A 17,427-nucleotide genomic window follows, 5' to 3' on the forward strand; every position below is an offset into this window, starting at 1 on the left:
TCCAGGGACTTTGCGCGCACTGCTGGAACGCCCTTAGCTGCTCAGGGCTGGAGCCCCCGCCACAAGAGCTCGCTCGCGGTCGCGACCAGTTCGTCGGCCGACGTTCCATCGATGAGGCCTCCGGAAGAGAGCGTCGCAATTCCATGGAACGTCGCAAAGGCGACGAGCGCAATGCGATGCGGATCGCCAGGAGCGATCGCACCCACCTCCTGCGCTGCGACTACGATGCGCATCGTGAGCTCCATCGAGGCATGTCCCGCGGCGAGGAGCTCGGCGCGGGCATCGGGTGAATGCTTCAGGCCAAACATGAGGGAAAGGAGCGTGGGCTGGGCGAGTGCGAAGGTGACGTAGCTGCGCGCGAGCTCGTCGAAACGTCGGCGGACCGCGGCCGGGGTGGTTGCATTCTCATGCGTCGCCTCATGCAGGAATGCGGTGAGGCGGTTGAATCCGTCCTCTGCAAGCGCGTCCAGCAGCGCCTGCTTGTCGCGGAAATGCCGGCTCGGAGCCGCATGGCTGACGCCTGCATCGCGTGCCAGCTGCCGCAACGAGAGTGCCTCAACGCCTACGGCCTCGATGCTGGCTGCCGCGGCCTCGAGCAGGGTTCGGCGGAGATCGCCGTGGTGATAGTGCTGGGTGTCCACTCGATGATCCTACAGGAATGTTGACATTGACAACAATGCTGTAGGTGTGTTCAATGGTGACACTGTCAACATTGAACACTTCGACCAATAGGAGCCCAACATGACGCTCGAACTTCGTGGGGGAACCACGCTCATCACCGGCGCGAGCTCCGGCCTCGGCGTCGAATTCGCCAAGCGCTTCGCAGCGAGCGGATCGAACCTGGTACTTGTCGCACGACGAGCCGACCGGCTCGAGGCGCTGGCGGCAGAATTGCGGGCATCATCGAACGTGAGCATCGAGGTGATTCCGGCGGATCTGGGTGTCGCCGGTGCTGCGAGCGCTTTGTGCGCCGAGCTCGAACGCCGTGAAATCCATGTCACCTCGCTGGTCAACAACGCCGGCTTCGGGAGCCACGGCGCGTTCGACGGCGCTGATCCGGACCGCATGGTGGCCGAGGTGCAGCTGAACGTGGGGACGGTGGTTGGGCTGTCACGGCTCTTGATGCCGCAGCTGTTGAGGGGGAGTGGCGCGCTCATCATGATTGCGAGTACCGCGGCATACCAGCCGACACCCGGTATGGCTGTTTACGGCGCGACCAAGGCTTTCGTGTTGAGCTTCACCGAGGCGCTTTGGGCGGAGGCTCGGGGGAGCGGGTTGCGAGTGCTGGCCGTGAGTCCCGGATCAACGAAAACGGAGTTCTTCGATGTCGTTGGCACGAGCGACGCATCGGTCGGTCGACAGCAGACTCCTGCACAGGTGATCGATACCGCGTTCCGCGAGCTGGCCAGGGCGAACGGCCGTCCGAGCGTCGTCTCGGGTCGGATCAACCACCTCACCGCGCTGAGCACCCGCCTGCTCTCTCGCCGTGCCCTTGCCCTGACAAGCGCCCGCGTTCTTGGGGATGTCCGCCTCTCCGCGCCCGACGGAAACTGAATGACGGATTCGATCTCGCGAGGTACTTTCGATATTCGTTAAGAATTCCGCGGTAGGGCTGCCCTATCCCGGCGCTGAATCACTATGACTCAAAGGCGACCCATTCCGGGTAGAGTATGGCGGCAAGGAGGGGCTGGCCTTGCTTCATGGAGACGTTCTCCATGTTTCTTCAAACGGCTTCTGCAACGCGCTTCAGTGTTCCATATGTGCCCTTATCGGCGATTAAAGAATGGGTGTTGACTGGCTTTTCCATGGCCATCGCACCGGCCAGGCTCACTCATGAAGCAGTGCATTGTCGTAGGCGTATTGGCATCTTGAGCAAGGAGGACGTGTTGCAGGTCGCCCCGGATCGCAGTGTCCGAGGAGCCGTGGAACGCAGCTGCACCCCGCAGCTTGAACCCGCCCACGTAAAACCGGACGACGTGGCCGCCATGACGAAGGAAGACCATGCAAGCGCATTCATGGCCTTCGCCTCAGGCCCGCGGACCAGCTATGGCAGATACCTGAATTCGGGCGACCCGTCGGGCCCGCTCGCGATGGCATCGGATACAGCATGGACCCCCCCAGCATGAGCGGCGCGCTCTGCCATCCATTCGGTTGCTGTACATTTTCAAATGCCCGTCTGCGACGGGCCTCAAGGTACGCTCAAGCCAGAACGCACAAACCCGATCGCTCGGACCTGAAGACCCAAATGCCTTGGAATCATTCCCTGTGAGTGGGCAGGCGAATTTCTCTTGACGGGCTATCGCACTGATGACCAAAAGACAGGACGAGCATGACCAATCCGACAAAGCCCACGCTCTGGGCGATCACGGGCTCAGCCGGACAAGTGGGCCGTCACCTGCGGACGACGCTCGGTTCCCAACTCGGCAATTTACTCCTGCTTGACATCATCGATTCGGGCCCGGTTCTTCCCAACGAAAAGGGCCTCATCGTCGATCTTCGCGATTTCAATGCCGTTCATGCTGCTCTTGAGGGAGTCACCGGGATCATCCATTTGGGTGGAATCGCCGACGAGGCCGACTTCGCCGATCTCGTTTCGGCAAACATCCTTGGCACCCATCACGTGCTCGAAGCTGCCCGCCAGCACTCGATTAGGCGTGTCGTCTATGCCAGCAGCAATCGGGCGACGGGTTTCTACCCTAGGGAGAGCCAAAACAATGCCGAGCAGCCATTCCGCCCTGACGGCTTCTACGGTGCAAGCAAGGCCGCAGCAGAAACGCTGTGCCGCCTGTACTCGGACAAATTTGGAATTGAAATCGCCTGCCTGCGTATCGGTAGCTTCGAAGCTTCGCCCAGCACGCCCCGCGAGCTGAGCACGTGGCTCAGCCACGAAGACTGCACCCGCGCATTCGCAGCGGCAGTCACTGGGGACTACCAATTCGCCACGTACTATGCGGTGTCCCGGAATACCCGACGTTGGTGGGACCTTGAAGCGGGCACCCGAATTGGCTTTTGTCCCCAAGACAACGCGGAGAACTTTGCCCCAGAAATCCCCGGAGAGCCCACTGGCCCTCAAGGTGGCACATTCGCCTCGCCCGAATACACCCTCTCGCGCCAATATCGCACGACCCCGAGCGCGAGTCAGTGACCGCTGCCCACAGACTCGCGTACGTTCCAGGCAGGCCAGTATGCCTTCCACGACCATGATGTCCAGCGAGGGTGTTTGGAATCCGTCCACGACAACAATGGGCACAGAATTCCTCGCTTACATCAGAAATGACTCGGCCGACGAGGTGCCACAGAACTGGTTTACGTTCGGGAGAACGATGGGAGCCTGGATTTTTTACCGTTCTTCCGGTTCCGTCCAGTCCAGGGCTGTGGCCAGCTCGTCGGCGTCGGGCAGGGCCTGTCGCTCCTCGGGAGGCAGCATCTCGTAGGTGTAGGTGTAGGTGGACACGGCCATGGGGGTGTTCGACTGGTTCAACGCGTACCTGACCGTATGGTCGTTGCGGCTGCCGCAAATCAGGATGCCCACGGTGGGCGCGTGGGCGGCCCGGCGCAGCTTGTCGTCAACCAGGGCAATGTAGAACTGGAGCTTGCCGGCGAATTCGGGCTGGAACTCGCCGGTCTTCAGTTCGACGACCACGCAGCGCAGCTGCTCGACGTGGAGGAAGCGCAGGTCGAGGCAGAAGTCGTCGCAGTCCACGTCGAAGTGGACCTGCCGGCCGACGAATGCGAATCCGGGTCCGAGCTCGCGCAGGATCTCCACGATGCGGTCTATGAGCGCCTGCTCGAGGTCGCGTTCGGCGATCTCCCCGGTGAGGCCCATGAATTCCAGGGCGTAGGGGTCCATGGCCATTTGTTGCACCAGGTCCGAGTCCGGTTTTGCCAAGTGCCGTTCGAAGTTGGACGGTGCCTCCCCGGTCCGTTCGAGCGTCTTGTTCATGATCATGTTCATTAGGACGTTCCTGGACCATCCGTGTTCCACGGCCATGGCGGCGTACCAGTCGCGGGAATCCAGGGGGGGGAGGTTCTTGTCCAGCAGGACCCGGATGTGGCCCCACGGCAAATGTCCCAGTTCAGGTCTGTGGGACATTTGGGTCCCAGTCCGGCCACGCGGCCGCGAAGGCGCGCATGTACTGCATGTTGCTGCGGGAAGGACCGGTCATTTCCGGGAATTCCCGGCGCAGGTCCTCGGCGAGCCTGGTGATGACTGAGCATCCCCACCCCTGGCGTTCCTGCTCTGCCAGGATCCGGTTCCCGATGTTCCAGTACAGGTCGATGAGGGCGGTGTTCACGATCCGTTGGGCCTGCACCCGCGCCGAGCGGACGTGGCCCTTCAGGCCGGTGAGGAATTGTGCGTAGTCGTCGGGAACGAGGGAACCGGTTGTGGACATGGTGACAAGCTTGTCGCCGGCCCAAACCCACGGGCGACCAGGGCAAAGATCCTGCATCGGATATCGAGATCGCGCTGGATGTGCCAACCATCGTTGGCGCCGTAAACGGTGAGATATCTGCAGCAAACCCAAGCATCCGTGCTGGAGAGGAATGCGATTGCCCGAACCGCCTTGTTGATGCTGTCGCTTCGAGCAAGAGAACCCCCAAGGCCGGGGCCTCGTTGGTGTTCCCTGACGGCTACATGTCCGTCATTGAACGGAACTCGATCGGAATGCGGTGCAAAGCTGGAACGAAACTTATCGCTCGGAGTCTCGTTCCAGTCCCCTGGGGGAATGCTCAGATGGCGTGGCTGGACTGCATGTCCTCCGGGAGCTGGCGCTTCCCGTTCAACTGTCTGACATTGTCTGGGACGGCATCTGAAGGAATCCAGTTGAAAGCAGGTATCTTCGGCAGACATGTCACCGAGTGAGCCCTGTGCTGGCTAGCCGTCACGGGACAGCCGCAGCCGCGCCATTAATGACGCTGGTCGTACGGGTACTAGTACGCCTCCGCAGCCACGAAGCGCCGGCGCCGGTCCGCTCAGGCTTCCCCGAATCCGGATGCCAGGAGATCTGCGAGGGCGTCGACGGCGTTCCTGCCCTCGGGGTCCGCAGTGGCGATCTCCACGTCGCTGCCGCGAACCAGGCCAAGGGCCATGATCGCGAGCAGGCTCGTTGCATCCTCGCCGTTCACCGTGACCTCGGACGGGAAGGTGCCGGCGAGAGTCACGAAGTCGGCCGCCGGCCGCGCATGGAGGCCATCGCGGTTGACGAGGGTCACCACCCTCGAATACACGGGGGATTCCGCGGCCCCGGCGTCCGGTGCAGGGGCGGCGGCCGCCGGAACAGCGGTCCTGGCTGCCGCCGCGACGCCGTCCCGATCCTTGCCGGTTTGCGCAGCGACGGCGGCGGCAACCCCGCCCTCGACCAGCGGGGCGTCGACGATGTCCACGCGGGCCCGTTCGTCCTCTTCGAGGAAGTCGAGCGCGGTCTCGGCGGTGAGGATGGCGGAGCCCAGGTCGCAGAGGATGACGACGCCGTCCCCGGACTCGGCCCGCGCGATGGCGGCGGTCACCAGGTCGAAGCTCGTGCCGATGCCGCCGTCGTCCATTCCGCCCGCGGCCACCAGTGCAACATCCGGTGCCATCTGCCGGGCCAGGTCGACCAGGCCCTCGGCGATCTTGGCACTGTGGGAGACGAAGACGAGACCGACGGTCATGGCGCCGCCGTGCCGCCGGCGACGTCGGCCGCCGCCCTGAGCAGCAGGGCCGTCGACTGGGCGCCGGGGTCGCGGTGCCCGATCGCACGCTCACCCAGGTAGCTGGCGCGCCCCTTGCGCGCGATCAGCGGCTCGGTGGCTACCGCGCCCTGCTCCGCGGCGTCCGCTGCGGCCGCGATGACGGAAGCCGCGTCTGCATCCTGCCCGACGGCGGCATCCGCGGCGTCGACCGCGGGGGTCCACGCGTCGACCATGGTCTTGTCGCCGCTCTCGGCCTTCCCCCGGAGCACGATGCCGTCCCGCGCCGCCCGGAGCAGCGCGGAGAGCGCGCCGCCGTCGAGTTCGGCCAGCCCGGCCACCGCGCCGGCCGCCTTCAGGTACGCGGTTCCGTACAGCGGCCCCGCCGCCCCGCCGACCGTGGAGATGAGCGTGGTCGCCACGAGCTTGAGCACGTCGGCGGGGATGGCATCCGCCGGCAGGGAATCGAGCTTGGCGATGACGGCGGAGAAGCCGCGGTCCATGTTCTCCCCGTGGTCGCCGTCGCCGATGTCCCGGTCCAGGGTGGTCAGTTCCACCCGGTGGTCGGCGATGACGGCGGCGCTCGCCCTCACCCAGTCGATCATCCAGTCGACGCCCAGGCTCATGGGGGTTTCCTCTCGTCTTGCTGTGGTCAAGGGTTGTGGTCTCGGTTTGTGGCCACGGCTCAGCGGCCCCAGCGCAGGGCGGCGGTCTGGACCGGGGCGTCCCACAGCTCGGTCAGCGCGTCGTCGAGCTTGAGGACCGAGATCGACATGCCCTGCATCTCGAGCGAGGTCGTGAAGTTGCCCACGAGCGACCGGGCGACCTCGATCCCGCGCTCGGCAAGCACCTCCGCCGCGCGGCGGTAGACGATGTACAGCTCGACCTGCGGGGTCCCGCCCATCCCGTTCACCAGCAGGAGCACCTTGTCGCCGGACGCGAACGGGATGTCGTCGAGGATCGGGCCGAGCAGGCGGTCCACGATCGCGTCGGCCGGCTGCAGCTTGACCTTCTCCCGCCCCGGTTCGCCGTGGATGCCGATGCCGATCTCGATCTCGTCGTCCTCCAGCGTGAAGCTCGGTTCCCCCGAGTGCGGGACGACGCAGGGGGTCAGCGCCACGCCCATCGAGCGCACCTGGCCGATCACCTTCTCGGCGACGGCTGTCACCTCGTCCAGGGAGTCCCCGCGCTGGGCGGCCGCCCCGGCGATCTTCTCCACGAGCACCGTGCCCGCCACGCCGCGGCGGCCGGCGGTGTACAGCGAGTCCTTGACCGCGACGTCGTCATTGACGATCACGCTGCGCACCTCGATGCCGTCCGCTCCGGCGAGGTCGGCCGCGGTCTCGAAGTTGAGCACGTCGCCGGTGTAGTTCTTCACGATGTGCAGCACCCCGCGGCCGCCGTTCACCGCCGCGGTCGCGGCGAGGATGGGATCCGGGGTGGGCGAGGTGAAGACGGCGCCGGGGACGGCCGCGTCGAGCATCCCGTATCCGACGAACCCGCCGTGCATCGGCTCGTGGCCGCTTCCGCCTCCCGAAACGATGCCGACCTTGGCCGAGGGGGCGTCGGACCTCACGAGGAAGATCGGATCGTTTGAGGCGCGCACGATGTCGGCGTGCGCGGCCGCGAATCCCTCGACCGCCTCGGTGACGACGTTCTTGGGGTCGTTGATGAGCTTCTTCATGGAACTCTCCTAGGGTGCGCGTAGCCGGGCTCGGGGCCGGTGGGGTCAGCTTGCGCCCAGCCTAGCGGCCACGTGCCCGCGCGGGGAAGAGGTTCTGGTGCCGAACGGACGACTGAGTTGCGTCGATCCGGACGCCCCCCGTTTCGCCGCGGCTCGGGTCGCCGAGGCATCTCGATGGTGCTCGCGATCTTTCCCGATGCGCTGTCGAAAGATCGGATTCTCCGCCGGATCGTGACCGGGCTCCTGCCGGGAGGGATCATCGGCGTCCGGTCGTGGCCGGGGTTCACGGTCCCGATGGCGTCGCCCGCCCCTATCATTCGGCGGCCCGGAAGCCGTAAAATTGGCGTTGTCGCGGGCCATGAGGCCGGCCACCATCCTGTCCGCCACCACTTGCCGGTGGCCATCGACGAGCGGCCTGCCCCGACCGGGCCCGTCGATTCCGGACGGAGGAATCCTCGTGAACACCAGATCGACAGACACGGCCCGTATGACCCCGCAACAGCGCAGGGTGGCAGGGGCCACCATGATCGGCACGACGGTTGAGTGGTACGACTACTTCATATACGCCAACGCCGCCGCCCTGGTCTTGGCCCCGCTGTTCTTCTCCCCGCTGCAGGGGCCGATGGCCGCGATCGTCTCATTCGCCACCGTGGGCATCAGCTTCCTGTTCCGCCCCCTCGGGGCCGTCATCATGGGCCGGGTGGGCGACCGGTACGGCCGCCGGATAGTTCTGATCATCACCTTGATCCTCATGGGCCTGGGCACCACCCTCATCGGCGTCCTGCCCACCTACGGCACCATCGGGGTGTGGGCCCCGATCCTGCTGGTGATCCTGCGCATCATCCAGGGATTCTCCGCCGGCGGTGAATGGGGCGGGGCGGCGCTGATGGCCGTCGAACACGCCCCGGCCGAACGCCGCGGCAAATTCGGGGCCTTCCCCCAGCTCGGCGTCCCCGCAGGGATGCTCCTGGCCTCCGGGGTCACCGCCATCTTCGCCGCCGCCCTCACCGACGAACAGTTCCTGGCCTGGGGCTGGCGGGTGCCGTTCCTGCTGAGCTTCGTGCTGATCCTGATCGGCCACTACATCCGCACCCGGGTCGAGGAATCCCCGGTGTTCCACGAGCTGGAGGCCACGAAACAGACCGAGACCGCGCCGCTGTCCACCCTGTTCCGCGACCACCCGAAGAAGGTCATCCAGGCCACGCTCATCTTCATGGGCAACAACGCCGCCGGCTACATGCTCACCGGCGGCTTCATCCTGGGCTACGCCACCAAGAGCCTGCACATGAACGCCGGGGCCATCCTCAACATCATCACCCTCGGCTCGGTGACCTGGCTGATCTCCACCTGGGTCTCCGGGGTGCTCTCCGACCGCATCGGCCGGCGCAGGATGTACATCATCGGATGGGTGTGCATGCTCGCCTGGCTGTACCCGCTCTTCCTGCTCATCGACACCGGCCAAGTGGGCTCGGTCGCCGCCGCCGTGGTGGTCTTCGGCGCGGTCATGGGCCTGTCCTACGGACCGCTTCCGGCCCTGTACGCCGAGCTGTTCCCCGCCCGCATCCGGCTCAGCGGCGCCTCCATCAGCTACGCGATCGGCGCGGTGCTCGGCGGGGCCTTCGCCCCCACGATCGCCACCGCGCTGGTGGGCACGTTCAACACCACTCTCGCCGTCTCGACGTACCTGGTCCTGCTCGTGGTGGCCTCGCTGGTCGCCACCCTGACCCTGAAGGACCGCACCGGGTCCGACCTCTACCCGCAGGACATCAGGCTGCAGCCCTTGGAGGAGGACGACACCCCAGGCCCCACCCATAACCTCTGACGGCCGGTTCAGAAGTCGACTGCGCCGTCAGAAGTTGCCTGTTCAAACCGGGAAACATGCGGGCCGCTGTGCAGATGGGTACTGAAAATGGCATGGGCAGGTATCCGGAGCAACCTTCAAGCTACCGGGTATCGCGTAAGCCGATCGATTTATGGGATTCAAGCGGCTGTTCTGTTTTGGGTACGGGCGTGGTCTCCCCACCACCACGTTTACAGAGCCTAAGGGCCCTTCCCGTCCGGACGACGGGCTATTTCGTTGCAGCCTCCGGGCAGTTTTCATGACCGCCAAGGGGTGGGGCCCGATCGTTGCTGAAGGCCAGCAGCGGGCCGTAGGGGATCAAGCCAACCGGTCCCAGGAAGAACACCGCGGCAACAAAGGCGACCAATGCGGGGACAGACAGGAACAGCTTCCGCTGGTTCCTGTCCGGGGGGCCGTGGGGGATGGGGCTTCTTGGCGCCAGCCACGGTTCGCGGGAATGCCGGGCCGGGTTCCAGGGAGAAGGTGCCGCCACGGGCATGGCAAAAAGACCGCGTCCGGACGCCGCATGGTTCCGGCGCGGGGGCAGTCAGGGAGCGCGGCCCTCAGGCGTTCACGGCGTCGGGTTGCGGGAAGGGAACGCTGCAACAAAAAGTGAGGTAAGAACGGCTCCGGCGTCGGTGAAGGGCAGATCAACGCCGATGGGCAAGATGCTCGGGCCCCAGAGGTTCGGTCGGGTCGGCTGTGCGGCTCCTCGGGAGCGGAGTCCCGCTCTCATGAACGCCGCCCGGTTGCCTCTCGGGCGCGAAATTCATGCCCGACCCATCGAACGCTGACAGTCACAGGCATCGCCCGGTGCCCTGTGAAGTTGTTGAGGGCTGTGGTGGGCAGGGCGTGCGCAGGGCCGCAGGGAAGAACAGAACATGTGTTCCGCACTTCCCTGCGCAGGGGTTTCTAGTTCTCGTCGGGGGATACCGGCACCGGGTTGCCAGGAACCATGAACAGGGTCTTTGCTGCGGAACGCTTCCCGGGACGGGTGCTTTGGACGGGTTCGGTGATGCCCAACTCGCGCAATTCGTGGGTGGACCATCCGATGCGCTGGGCGGCCGCATAGAGGCGCGCGTCTTCGCGTTCGGCATTTTCCAGTTGTGCTTGGATCTCGGTGATCCTTAGTCGTGCTGTCACCAAGTGGCGGATGGACTGGACTCGTCCGTCGAGGAGTTCTCTGGTTTGGTCTTCGATGTTTTTCACTGCGAATTCTGTAGCCATGCTTCCACCCTATTGCGAGATTTTGTGTAGGTGTTAGCGCCGCATGTCGGGTCGGAGTTTCGCCTGAAGTGCCGTGATTTCGCGGAATTTTAGGCTTCGATGTTGCCTGGACCGGCTTAGAACCTGTCTTCCGGCGAGCCGAAAATTCCGCTGTGACCCGTCCGAATTCACCATCGAAGAAAGCCGCCAACAAGGCTTTCGCAACGTACACGGCGGCTTCTGGAAACGGCTGCCATCGAGCCCCCCGAATTGTCGATGGCCGGCCGCAAACACGTCACCACGGATCCGTTGGCACGTGCAATCTTCGCTGCACCGGGCGGGCAGTTTTCGGCGGGGGAGCGTAACCTACTCCGTGTCCGAATCCGTTCCCCAGATTGCCACAACCCGGCGTAGTCGCGGGTCGTTGTCCGGACGCAGGTCCACCAGTGCCGCCTGCCGAATCCGGATCTGGTCCCCGGGCAGCAAACGCGTCTCGGCATGGGTGACGTGTGGGCGGTAGTTCGAGCGGTTGTGCTGCGCACCGGGCAGGTGGACCTGCGGTCCCAGCGCCTCCAGAGCGGCGGCATGGAGCCGCTGCAGAGCCGGCTCCGGTTCCACCAGTGAGACCGGCACGGACCCATTGCGGCCGAACTGCGCGTCCGAGCCGATGCGCACGTCAAAACCCAGTTGCGTAGGCAGCACGTGGTCGAACCGGGCGCGTACGTCGTCGGCGGTTTCCCGGGTGTCGAAGCGCGCCAAGGTGATGTGCAACGGCCAGCTGGCCCGGGAGAAGACCAAGCCGGCCTGCACGGGGACGACAAAGGCTACAAGGACATATACGCCCATGCTTCAGGATAGGCCTCTGGTCCCGGGTCGGCCCACTGTTTGGTGACTTCCAAGCCAGGTCATCGGCGGCTGTCATGATGACGGCGCGGGCACGGGTAATCCGGGCGCCGAGCGGAAGTAGTTGCTAGGGTCGTTCATGGTGGCCACCCCGTTTTAGTGGTTGCCGTGCCGGGGCCGGTCCAGCTGTTCCGAGGCGCTTTCTGTTCATGAACAAGCGATCAAAGAATGCCGATGAAAATCCTTGGCTGATGGTCGACGAGGGAGAAAAGACATGACGATTCGGGCAAAGGGTCGCCTCGCTGCGGCCGCTTCCGGACTGGTTCTCGTTCTGGCTGCGACCGGATGTACCGCAGCTGATTCGGGGGACGCCTCCGGCGCCCGGTCGCAAAAAAACAAAGACAGCGTGGTGTTGGCAGCCCCCGTGTCCGGGGTCGGCCGGATCAGCGGCAGCGCCGAGGACATGGCCCTGAAAGCGAGCCAGACGTTCTTTGAAAAGGCACCCGCCGTCGTCGTGCTGGGCAACGACGGCGCGCAGGCAGCCGCCACCGGGCAGGCACGCGAACTCGGCGTCCCTCTGCTTGTCGCACCCGAAGCGCAGGAAGATGTTTCGGAGCAGAAGGCCTTCGCCAGCGAGCTGGAGCGTTTGGGCGCACGCACCCTCATTGCCCACGGAGCCCTGCCTGATTCGCTGGTCGGGGGACTGAAAGTCGTCGACGGGTCGGCGCCAAATGCGGACCTGCCTGACATCGACCCGGCCGAAGGTACCACGGAGTCCGGCTTCGCCGTCGTCGTAGGCTCGGCGGACAAGGAAGCGGAGTCGGCCGGCCCCGCACTGGCAACTGCCCAAGCCGCAGGGGCCAACCTCCACACCATGGACTCGCCCGACCCGCGTGCCGCGAAGAACCAAAAATTCTTCCAGGACCATGCGGAGGCGGGCCTGTACGCGATCGGCAACGGGTTCGGGAATGCCGAGGATTTCTCGGCCATGGCGGCAACGGCTGCCGGAGGAAAGGAACTTCCCGGCGGCGGGCAGCTCGTGTTCCCGGACCGGCGCATGGTTGCGCTGTACGGGACGCCCGGGACCTCTTCACTGGGTTTGCTCGGCGAACAGGACGTCGATGCGGCCATCAAGCTCGCCAAGAAGTACGCCGCGGAGTACCAGCCCCACAGCAAGGAAAAGGTCCAGCCGGCCTTCGAGATCATCGCGACCGTCGCCTCGGCGTCCGCCGGCAAGGACGGGAAGTACTCCAGCTACATTCCCGTGGAGGTACTCGAGCCCTGGGTCAAGGCTGCCGAGGAAGCCGGGGTGTACGTGGTGCTTGACCTGCAACCGGGTCGCAACGACTTCCTGACCCAAGCCAAGCGCTACGAAAAGCTGCTGACCTACCCCAACGTCGGCATCGCCTACGACCCCGAGTGGAGGCTCAAGCCCAACCAGCGGCACATGGTCCAGATCGGCTCCGTGGATGCCGCCGAGCTCAACCGCGCCAACGACTGGTTGGCCGAGCTGACGCGCGAGCACCAGCTGCCGCAGAAGGTCGTCATCCTGCACCAGTTCACGCAGAGCATGATCCGCAACCGCTCCACGCTGGACACCTCGCACCCCGAACTGGCGATGGTCGTGCACGCCGACGGCCACGGCTCACCGGGGATGAAGATGGGAACCTGGGACAACCTGCGCCAAGACCTGCCCAAGGGCATCAGGATGGCGTGGAAGAACTTCATCGACGAGGACTCCCCGACGTTCACCCCGAAGCAGACATTCGACATCGACCCGAAGCCGTGGTTCGTCTCCTACCAGTAGACCGCGCGACCGCCAATGGGCGCGTGATTGCGGTGGCTGAGGTGCCGAGACGCCATGTTCGCTGCACTACTGAGCCACGCCAACACGGTGTGGTGTGCAGAACTGCAACTTGCACCGATTCCCGGTAGTCTTATACGTGGTTGTCCGTGTATTGCGGAAAACCAATACAAACAATTACTCCCCGGACCATGCCGCCGCAGGTCCCCGCCGCACAGATCGCGGTCCTCGGTAGTGGCTTTCGCTCTGATTCTTCATGTAGCGCGAGTCTCGATCGAAGACCAGATCCGGGCAGGGCACGTCGGTTCGCCGCATTCCCCGGGGAGCGATCGAAAGGAATGCCCCCACATGGAGGGTCCAGAAATTCAATTCGCAGAGGCCGTGATCGACAACGGTCGATACGGCAAGCGAGTTATCCGCTTCGAAACCGGCCGTTTGGCCCAGCAGGCTGCAGGTGCAGCCATGGTTTACATCGACGAAGACACCGCACTGCTCTCGGCAACCACCGCCGGCAAGCACCCGCGTGAAGGCTTCGACTTCTTCCCGCTGACCGTGGACGTCGAGGAGCGCATGTACGCTGCCGGCCGCATCCCGGGCAGCTTCTTCCGCCGCGAAGGCCGCCCGTCGACCGAAGCCATCCTGGCTTGCCGTCTGATGGACCGCCCGCTGCGCCCGGCATTCGTCAAGGGCCTGCGCAACGAAGTTCAGATCGTTGTCACCGTCCTGGCAATCAACCCGGACGAGCTCTACGACGTGGTTGCCATCAACGCATCCTCAATGTCGACCCAGCTTTCCGGTCTGCCGTTCTCCGGCCCGATCGGTGGCGTTCGCGTTGCCCTGGTTGACGACGGAAACGGTGCCCAGTGGGTTGCCTTCCCGAAGCACAGCCAGCTGGAAAATGCCGTCTTCAACATGGTCGTAGCCGGCCGCATCGCTGGCGACGACGTTGCCATCATGATGGTTGAAGCCGAAGCTACCGACAACTCCTGGAACCTCATCAAGGAACAGGGCGCCACCGCCCCGACCGAAGAGGTTGTTGCCCAGGGCCTTGAGGCTGCAAAGCCGTTCATCAAGGCGCTGTGCGATGCACAGGCAGACTTGGCAGCTCGCGCCGCCAAGCCGACCGTTGAGTTCCCGGTCTTCCGCGATTACGAAGAAGACGCCTACGCAGCTGTCGAGGCCAAGGCCACCGCCAAGCTCACCGAGATCTACCAGATCGCCGGCAAGCAGGAGCGCGACAACGCCGCTTCCGCTTACAAGGACGAGGTAGTTGCCGAGCTGGCCGCCGAGGGCACCGCCTTCGAGACCCGCGCAGGCGAGATCTCCAAGGCCTTCGGTTCGCTGACCAAGCACGTCGTGCGCCAGCGCATCCTGACCGACCAGGTCCGCATGGACGGCCGCGGCCTGTCCGACATCCGCAAGCTCACCGCCGAGGTCGAGGTTCTTCCCCGCGTCCACGGTTCGGCGATCTTCGAGCGTGGCGAAACCCAGATCATGGGCGTCACCACCTTGAACATGCTCAAGATGGAACAGCAGATCGACTCGCTGTCGCCTGTAACGCGCAAGCGCTACATGCACAACTACAACTTCCCGCCGTACTCGACCGGTGAAACCGGCCGCGTGGGTTCGCCGAAGCGCCGCGAAATCGGCCACGGTGCCCTGGCAGAACGTGCAATCATGCCGGTTCTGCCGTCCCGCGAGGAATTCCCGTACGCCATCCGCCAGGTCTCCGAGGCACTGAGCTCCAACGGCTCGACCTCCATGGGCTCGGTTTGCGCTTCGACCCTGTCGCTGCTCAACGCCGGCGTCCCGCTGCGCGCTGCCGTTGCCGGCATCGCCATGGGCCTGGTTTCCGACGAAGTTGACGGCCAGACCCGCTACGCGGCACTGACCGACATCCTCGGCGCCGAAGACGCCATGGGTGACATGGACTTCAAGGTTGCAGGTACCTCCGAGTTCATCACCGCCATCCAGCTTGATACCAAGCTCGACGGCATCCCGGCATCGGTCCTGGCCGCTGCGCTGACCCAGGCCCGCGAGGCACGTCTGCACATCCTCAACGTCCTGAACCAGGCCATTGACACCCCGGATGAGCTGTCCACCTACGCACCGCGCATCATCTCCGTGAAGATTCCAGTGGATAAGATCGGCGAGGTCATCGGCCCGAAGGGCAAGATGATCAACCAGATCCAGGAAGATACCGGAGCGGATATCTCCATCGAGGACGACGGAACCGTCCTCATCGGCGCCACCAACGGCGAGTCGGCAGAAGCCGCTCGTTCCGCAGTGAACGCCATTGCAAACCCACAGGTTCCGGAAATCGGCGAACGCTACCTTGGCACCGTCGTGAAGCTGACCACCTTCGGTGCGTTCGTTTCCCTGACCCCGGGCAAGGACGGCCTGCTGCACATCTCCGAGCTGCGTAAGCTCGCCGGTGGCAAGCGCGTGGATGACGTCGAAGACGTTGTCTCCGTGGGCCAGAAGCTCCAGGTCGAAATCACCAAGGTCGATGATCGCGGAAAGCTTTCGCTGGCCCCGGTTGTGGCAGAGGACGACGCCTCCGCCGAATCGGCCGAGTAGGGAATCCTGATTTCCTAGTCTAGAAAAATCCCGGTCCGCCTTTTGGCGGGCCGGGTTTTTTCTTTGGGTGCCAGGGGCATGGATGAATTCTCGGAACCAACTCCTCCCGAAATGAGAGCCCACTCATAGCCAGACTGCGAATCGGCGGCACTGTGGAAGAATGGATTAATGCGTTTCGTACTCCACCAAGTACGACTCACCCAAATTTTTGTGGACAGTAAAGGACATTCTCAGTGGTCATGATTCCCCTGCCGCTCGACGGAGTTGGCGTATCCCCTGCGAAAGCAGGGGAGCGCGGCGTCTCTGACACCGCAGCCCCCATCGAGGCGGGAGACCCCACCATCATCCACGGGCAGGCCGGAGGCGCTTTGGTGCGCCGTTCCGTTTTGCCTGGCGGTGTTCGAGTGCTGACCGAGGCAATGCCCGGCCAGCGTTCGGCCACCATTGGTTTCTGGGTCGGCGTGGGTTCTCGCGACGAGCAGGATGGCCAGCACGGCTCCACACACTTCCTTGAACACCTCCTGTTCAAGGGCACCAAGCGACGCACCGCGATGGAAATCGCCTCCGCCTTTGATGAGGTAGGTGGCGAATCGAACGCCGCAACCGCGAAGGAAAGCACCTGCTACTTCGCCCGCGTTCTCGACACCGACCTGCCCATGGCAATCGACGTCATCGCCGACATGATCACCTCCGCCGTTATTGATCCAAATGAATTGGAACAGGAACGCGACGTGATCCTTGAGGAACTCGCGATGGACGCCGACGATCCGGGGGATGTCGCCCACGAGCGCTTCGTGGAAGCCGTCCTGGGGGAGCACTCCCTGGGTCGCCCGATCGGTGGCACGCCCGAGGCCATCACCGGTATCAGCCGCGAGTCGGTCTGGGAACACTACCGTCGTTTCTACACCCCCGACGAGCTCGTCATCACCGCCGCAGGCTCGCTGGACCACGACGTGGTTTGCGACCTGGTGCTCAGCGCCCTGCGCGAGGCCGGCTGGGAACTTCCCGAGAACGCATCGCCGGTCCCGCGCCGCTCCACCGAGCCCGTGGAAATCACCGGCTCGGAGCGCATCGAGGTCATCCGCCGACCCGTCGAGCAGGTCAACATCATCATGGGTTGCCCCGGCATCGTGGCCACCGATGAGCGACGCCACGTGATGAGCGTGCTCAACGCCGTCCTCGGCGGCGGCATGTCCTCGCGCCTGTTCCAGGAGATCCGCGAGAAGCGCGGGCTGGTGTACTCCACCTACTCGTTCTCCGCCGCGTACTCCGACGCCGGCTACTTCGGCATGTATGCGGGATGCGCCCCGGCCAAGACCGAACGCGTGATCAAGTTGCTGGCGGCCGAGCTCGAGAAGCTTGCGGCCGACGGCATCACCGACGAGGAACTGCGCAAGGCAGTCGGACAGCTGTCCGGTGGCATGGTGCTGGCACTCGAGGATCCGGGATCGCGCATGTCGCGTCTGGGCCGCGCCGAGCTTGTCACCGGCGTCTTCCACGACATCGACGAGTCGCTCGAACGCGTCAAGGCCGTCACCCCGGAACAGGTGCAGGAACTGGCGGCACTTTTGGCGGCCCGCCCGCGCACCATCACCGTGGTCGGTCCCTTCGACAAGCCTTCCGACTTCGGAATGTAGCAACAGGGCCTTCGGGTCATAAGTATGAGGGGTTGTTGGGGGGGGGGGGGGGGGGGGGGGGGGGCCCCCCCCCCCCCGGGGCGGGGGGGGGGGGGGGGGGGGGGGGGGGGCGGGGCGGGGGGGGGGGGGGGGGGGGGGGGGGGGGGGGGGGGGGGGGGGGCCG

At 64.8% G+C, this 17,427-nt stretch carries 15 protein-coding genes; 7 read left to right on the plus strand and 8 right to left on the minus strand.

Features of this window, described 5'->3' with window-relative positions; all coding sequences use genetic code 11:
- Positions 1-41: 41 nt before the first annotated feature.
- Positions 42-641 carry a TetR/AcrR family transcriptional regulator gene (locus ACFY5D_RS18675; RefSeq protein ID WP_387533371.1) on the minus strand — a complete coding sequence of 200 codons (600 nt, stop codon included), beginning with the start codon at positions 639-641 and terminating at the stop codon, positions 42-44.
- A 100-nt stretch (positions 642-741) separates the two neighbouring features.
- On the opposite strand from ACFY5D_RS18675, the gene ACFY5D_RS18680 reads away from it, so the two are divergent.
- The 3 genes from ACFY5D_RS18680 (at position 742) to ACFY5D_RS18690 (ending at position 3,145) form a co-directional block, all read left to right on the plus strand.
- A complete protein-coding gene (locus tag ACFY5D_RS18680; RefSeq protein WP_387533374.1) occupies positions 742-1,554 on the plus strand; it encodes an SDR family NAD(P)-dependent oxidoreductase in 813 nt (270 codons plus the stop codon).
- Positions 1,555-1,700: 146 nt separating this feature from the next.
- Positions 1,701-2,126, plus strand: a complete 426-nt coding sequence (locus tag ACFY5D_RS18685) for a hypothetical protein (protein ID WP_387533377.1) — start codon at positions 1,701-1,703, stop codon at positions 2,124-2,126.
- A 203-nt stretch (positions 2,127-2,329) separates the two neighbouring features.
- Positions 2,330-3,145 carry an NAD-dependent epimerase/dehydratase family protein gene (locus ACFY5D_RS18690; RefSeq protein ID WP_387533380.1) on the plus strand — a complete coding sequence of 272 codons (816 nt, stop codon included), beginning with the start codon at positions 2,330-2,332 and terminating at the stop codon, positions 3,143-3,145.
- 195 nt (positions 3,146-3,340) lie between these two features.
- On the opposite strand, the gene ACFY5D_RS18695 is transcribed toward ACFY5D_RS18690, so the two are convergent.
- From ACFY5D_RS18695 to dhaK, 5 genes are all read right to left on the minus strand, one after another.
- On the minus strand, positions 3,341-3,955 hold the full coding sequence (locus ACFY5D_RS18695) for a PDDEXK nuclease domain-containing protein (protein WP_387533383.1): 615 nt from the start codon (positions 3,953-3,955) through the stop codon (positions 3,341-3,343).
- A gap of 121 nt (positions 3,956-4,076) precedes the next feature.
- Entirely contained in the window at positions 4,077-4,394 is a 318-nt protein-coding gene (locus tag ACFY5D_RS18700; RefSeq protein WP_387533386.1) for a DUF1016 N-terminal domain-containing protein, read from the minus strand.
- 580 nt (positions 4,395-4,974) lie between these two features.
- Entirely contained in the window at positions 4,975-5,652 is a 678-nt protein-coding gene (gene dhaM, locus ACFY5D_RS18705) for a dihydroxyacetone kinase phosphoryl donor subunit DhaM (protein WP_387533389.1), read from the minus strand.
- Positions 5,649-6,296 carry a dihydroxyacetone kinase subunit DhaL gene (gene dhaL / locus ACFY5D_RS18710; protein ID WP_387533392.1) on the minus strand — a complete coding sequence of 216 codons (648 nt, stop codon included), beginning with the start codon at positions 6,294-6,296 and terminating at the stop codon, positions 5,649-5,651. The genes dhaM and dhaL overlap by 4 nt, the downstream gene beginning before the upstream one ends.
- A gap of 59 nt (positions 6,297-6,355) precedes the next feature.
- Entirely contained in the window at positions 6,356-7,354 is a 999-nt protein-coding gene (gene dhaK, locus ACFY5D_RS18715; protein ID WP_387533395.1) for a dihydroxyacetone kinase subunit DhaK, read from the minus strand.
- 487 nt (positions 7,355-7,841) lie between these two features.
- Between dhaK and ACFY5D_RS18720 the strand changes: the two genes are divergently transcribed.
- Complete coding sequence (locus ACFY5D_RS18720; RefSeq protein ID WP_387533666.1) at positions 7,842-9,176, plus strand: MFS transporter; 1,335 nt, start codon at positions 7,842-7,844, stop codon at positions 9,174-9,176.
- Between the two features lie 930 nt (positions 9,177-10,106).
- On the opposite strand, the gene ACFY5D_RS18725 is transcribed toward ACFY5D_RS18720, so the two are convergent.
- A complete protein-coding gene (locus ACFY5D_RS18725; RefSeq protein ID WP_387533397.1) occupies positions 10,107-10,421 on the minus strand; it encodes a hypothetical protein in 315 nt (104 codons plus the stop codon).
- A 345-nt stretch (positions 10,422-10,766) separates the two neighbouring features.
- Positions 10,767-11,246: a 2'-5' RNA ligase family protein gene (locus ACFY5D_RS18730; RefSeq protein ID WP_387533399.1), complete on the minus strand. Its 480-nt coding sequence runs from the start codon at positions 11,244-11,246 to the stop codon at positions 10,767-10,769.
- 271 nt (positions 11,247-11,517) lie between these two features.
- On the opposite strand from ACFY5D_RS18730, the gene ACFY5D_RS18735 reads away from it, so the two are divergent.
- The 3 genes from ACFY5D_RS18735 (at position 11,518) to ACFY5D_RS18745 (ending at position 17,264) form a co-directional block, all read left to right on the plus strand.
- Positions 11,518-13,050 carry a hypothetical protein gene (locus tag ACFY5D_RS18735; protein WP_387533402.1) on the plus strand — a complete coding sequence of 511 codons (1,533 nt, stop codon included), beginning with the start codon at positions 11,518-11,520 and terminating at the stop codon, positions 13,048-13,050.
- A gap of 345 nt (positions 13,051-13,395) precedes the next feature.
- Positions 13,396-15,627, plus strand: coding sequence for a polyribonucleotide nucleotidyltransferase (locus tag ACFY5D_RS18740; RefSeq protein ID WP_387533405.1), 2,232 nt, complete (start codon positions 13,396-13,398; stop codon positions 15,625-15,627).
- A gap of 233 nt (positions 15,628-15,860) precedes the next feature.
- Positions 15,861-17,264, plus strand: a complete 1,404-nt coding sequence (locus ACFY5D_RS18745) for a M16 family metallopeptidase (protein ID WP_387533408.1) — start codon at positions 15,861-15,863, stop codon at positions 17,262-17,264.
- Positions 17,265-17,427: the final 163 nt, after the last annotated feature.

The organism is Paeniglutamicibacter sp. NPDC012692, assembly GCF_042901625.1.
Taxonomy (GTDB): Bacteria; Actinomycetota; Actinomycetes; order Actinomycetales; family Micrococcaceae; genus Paeniglutamicibacter.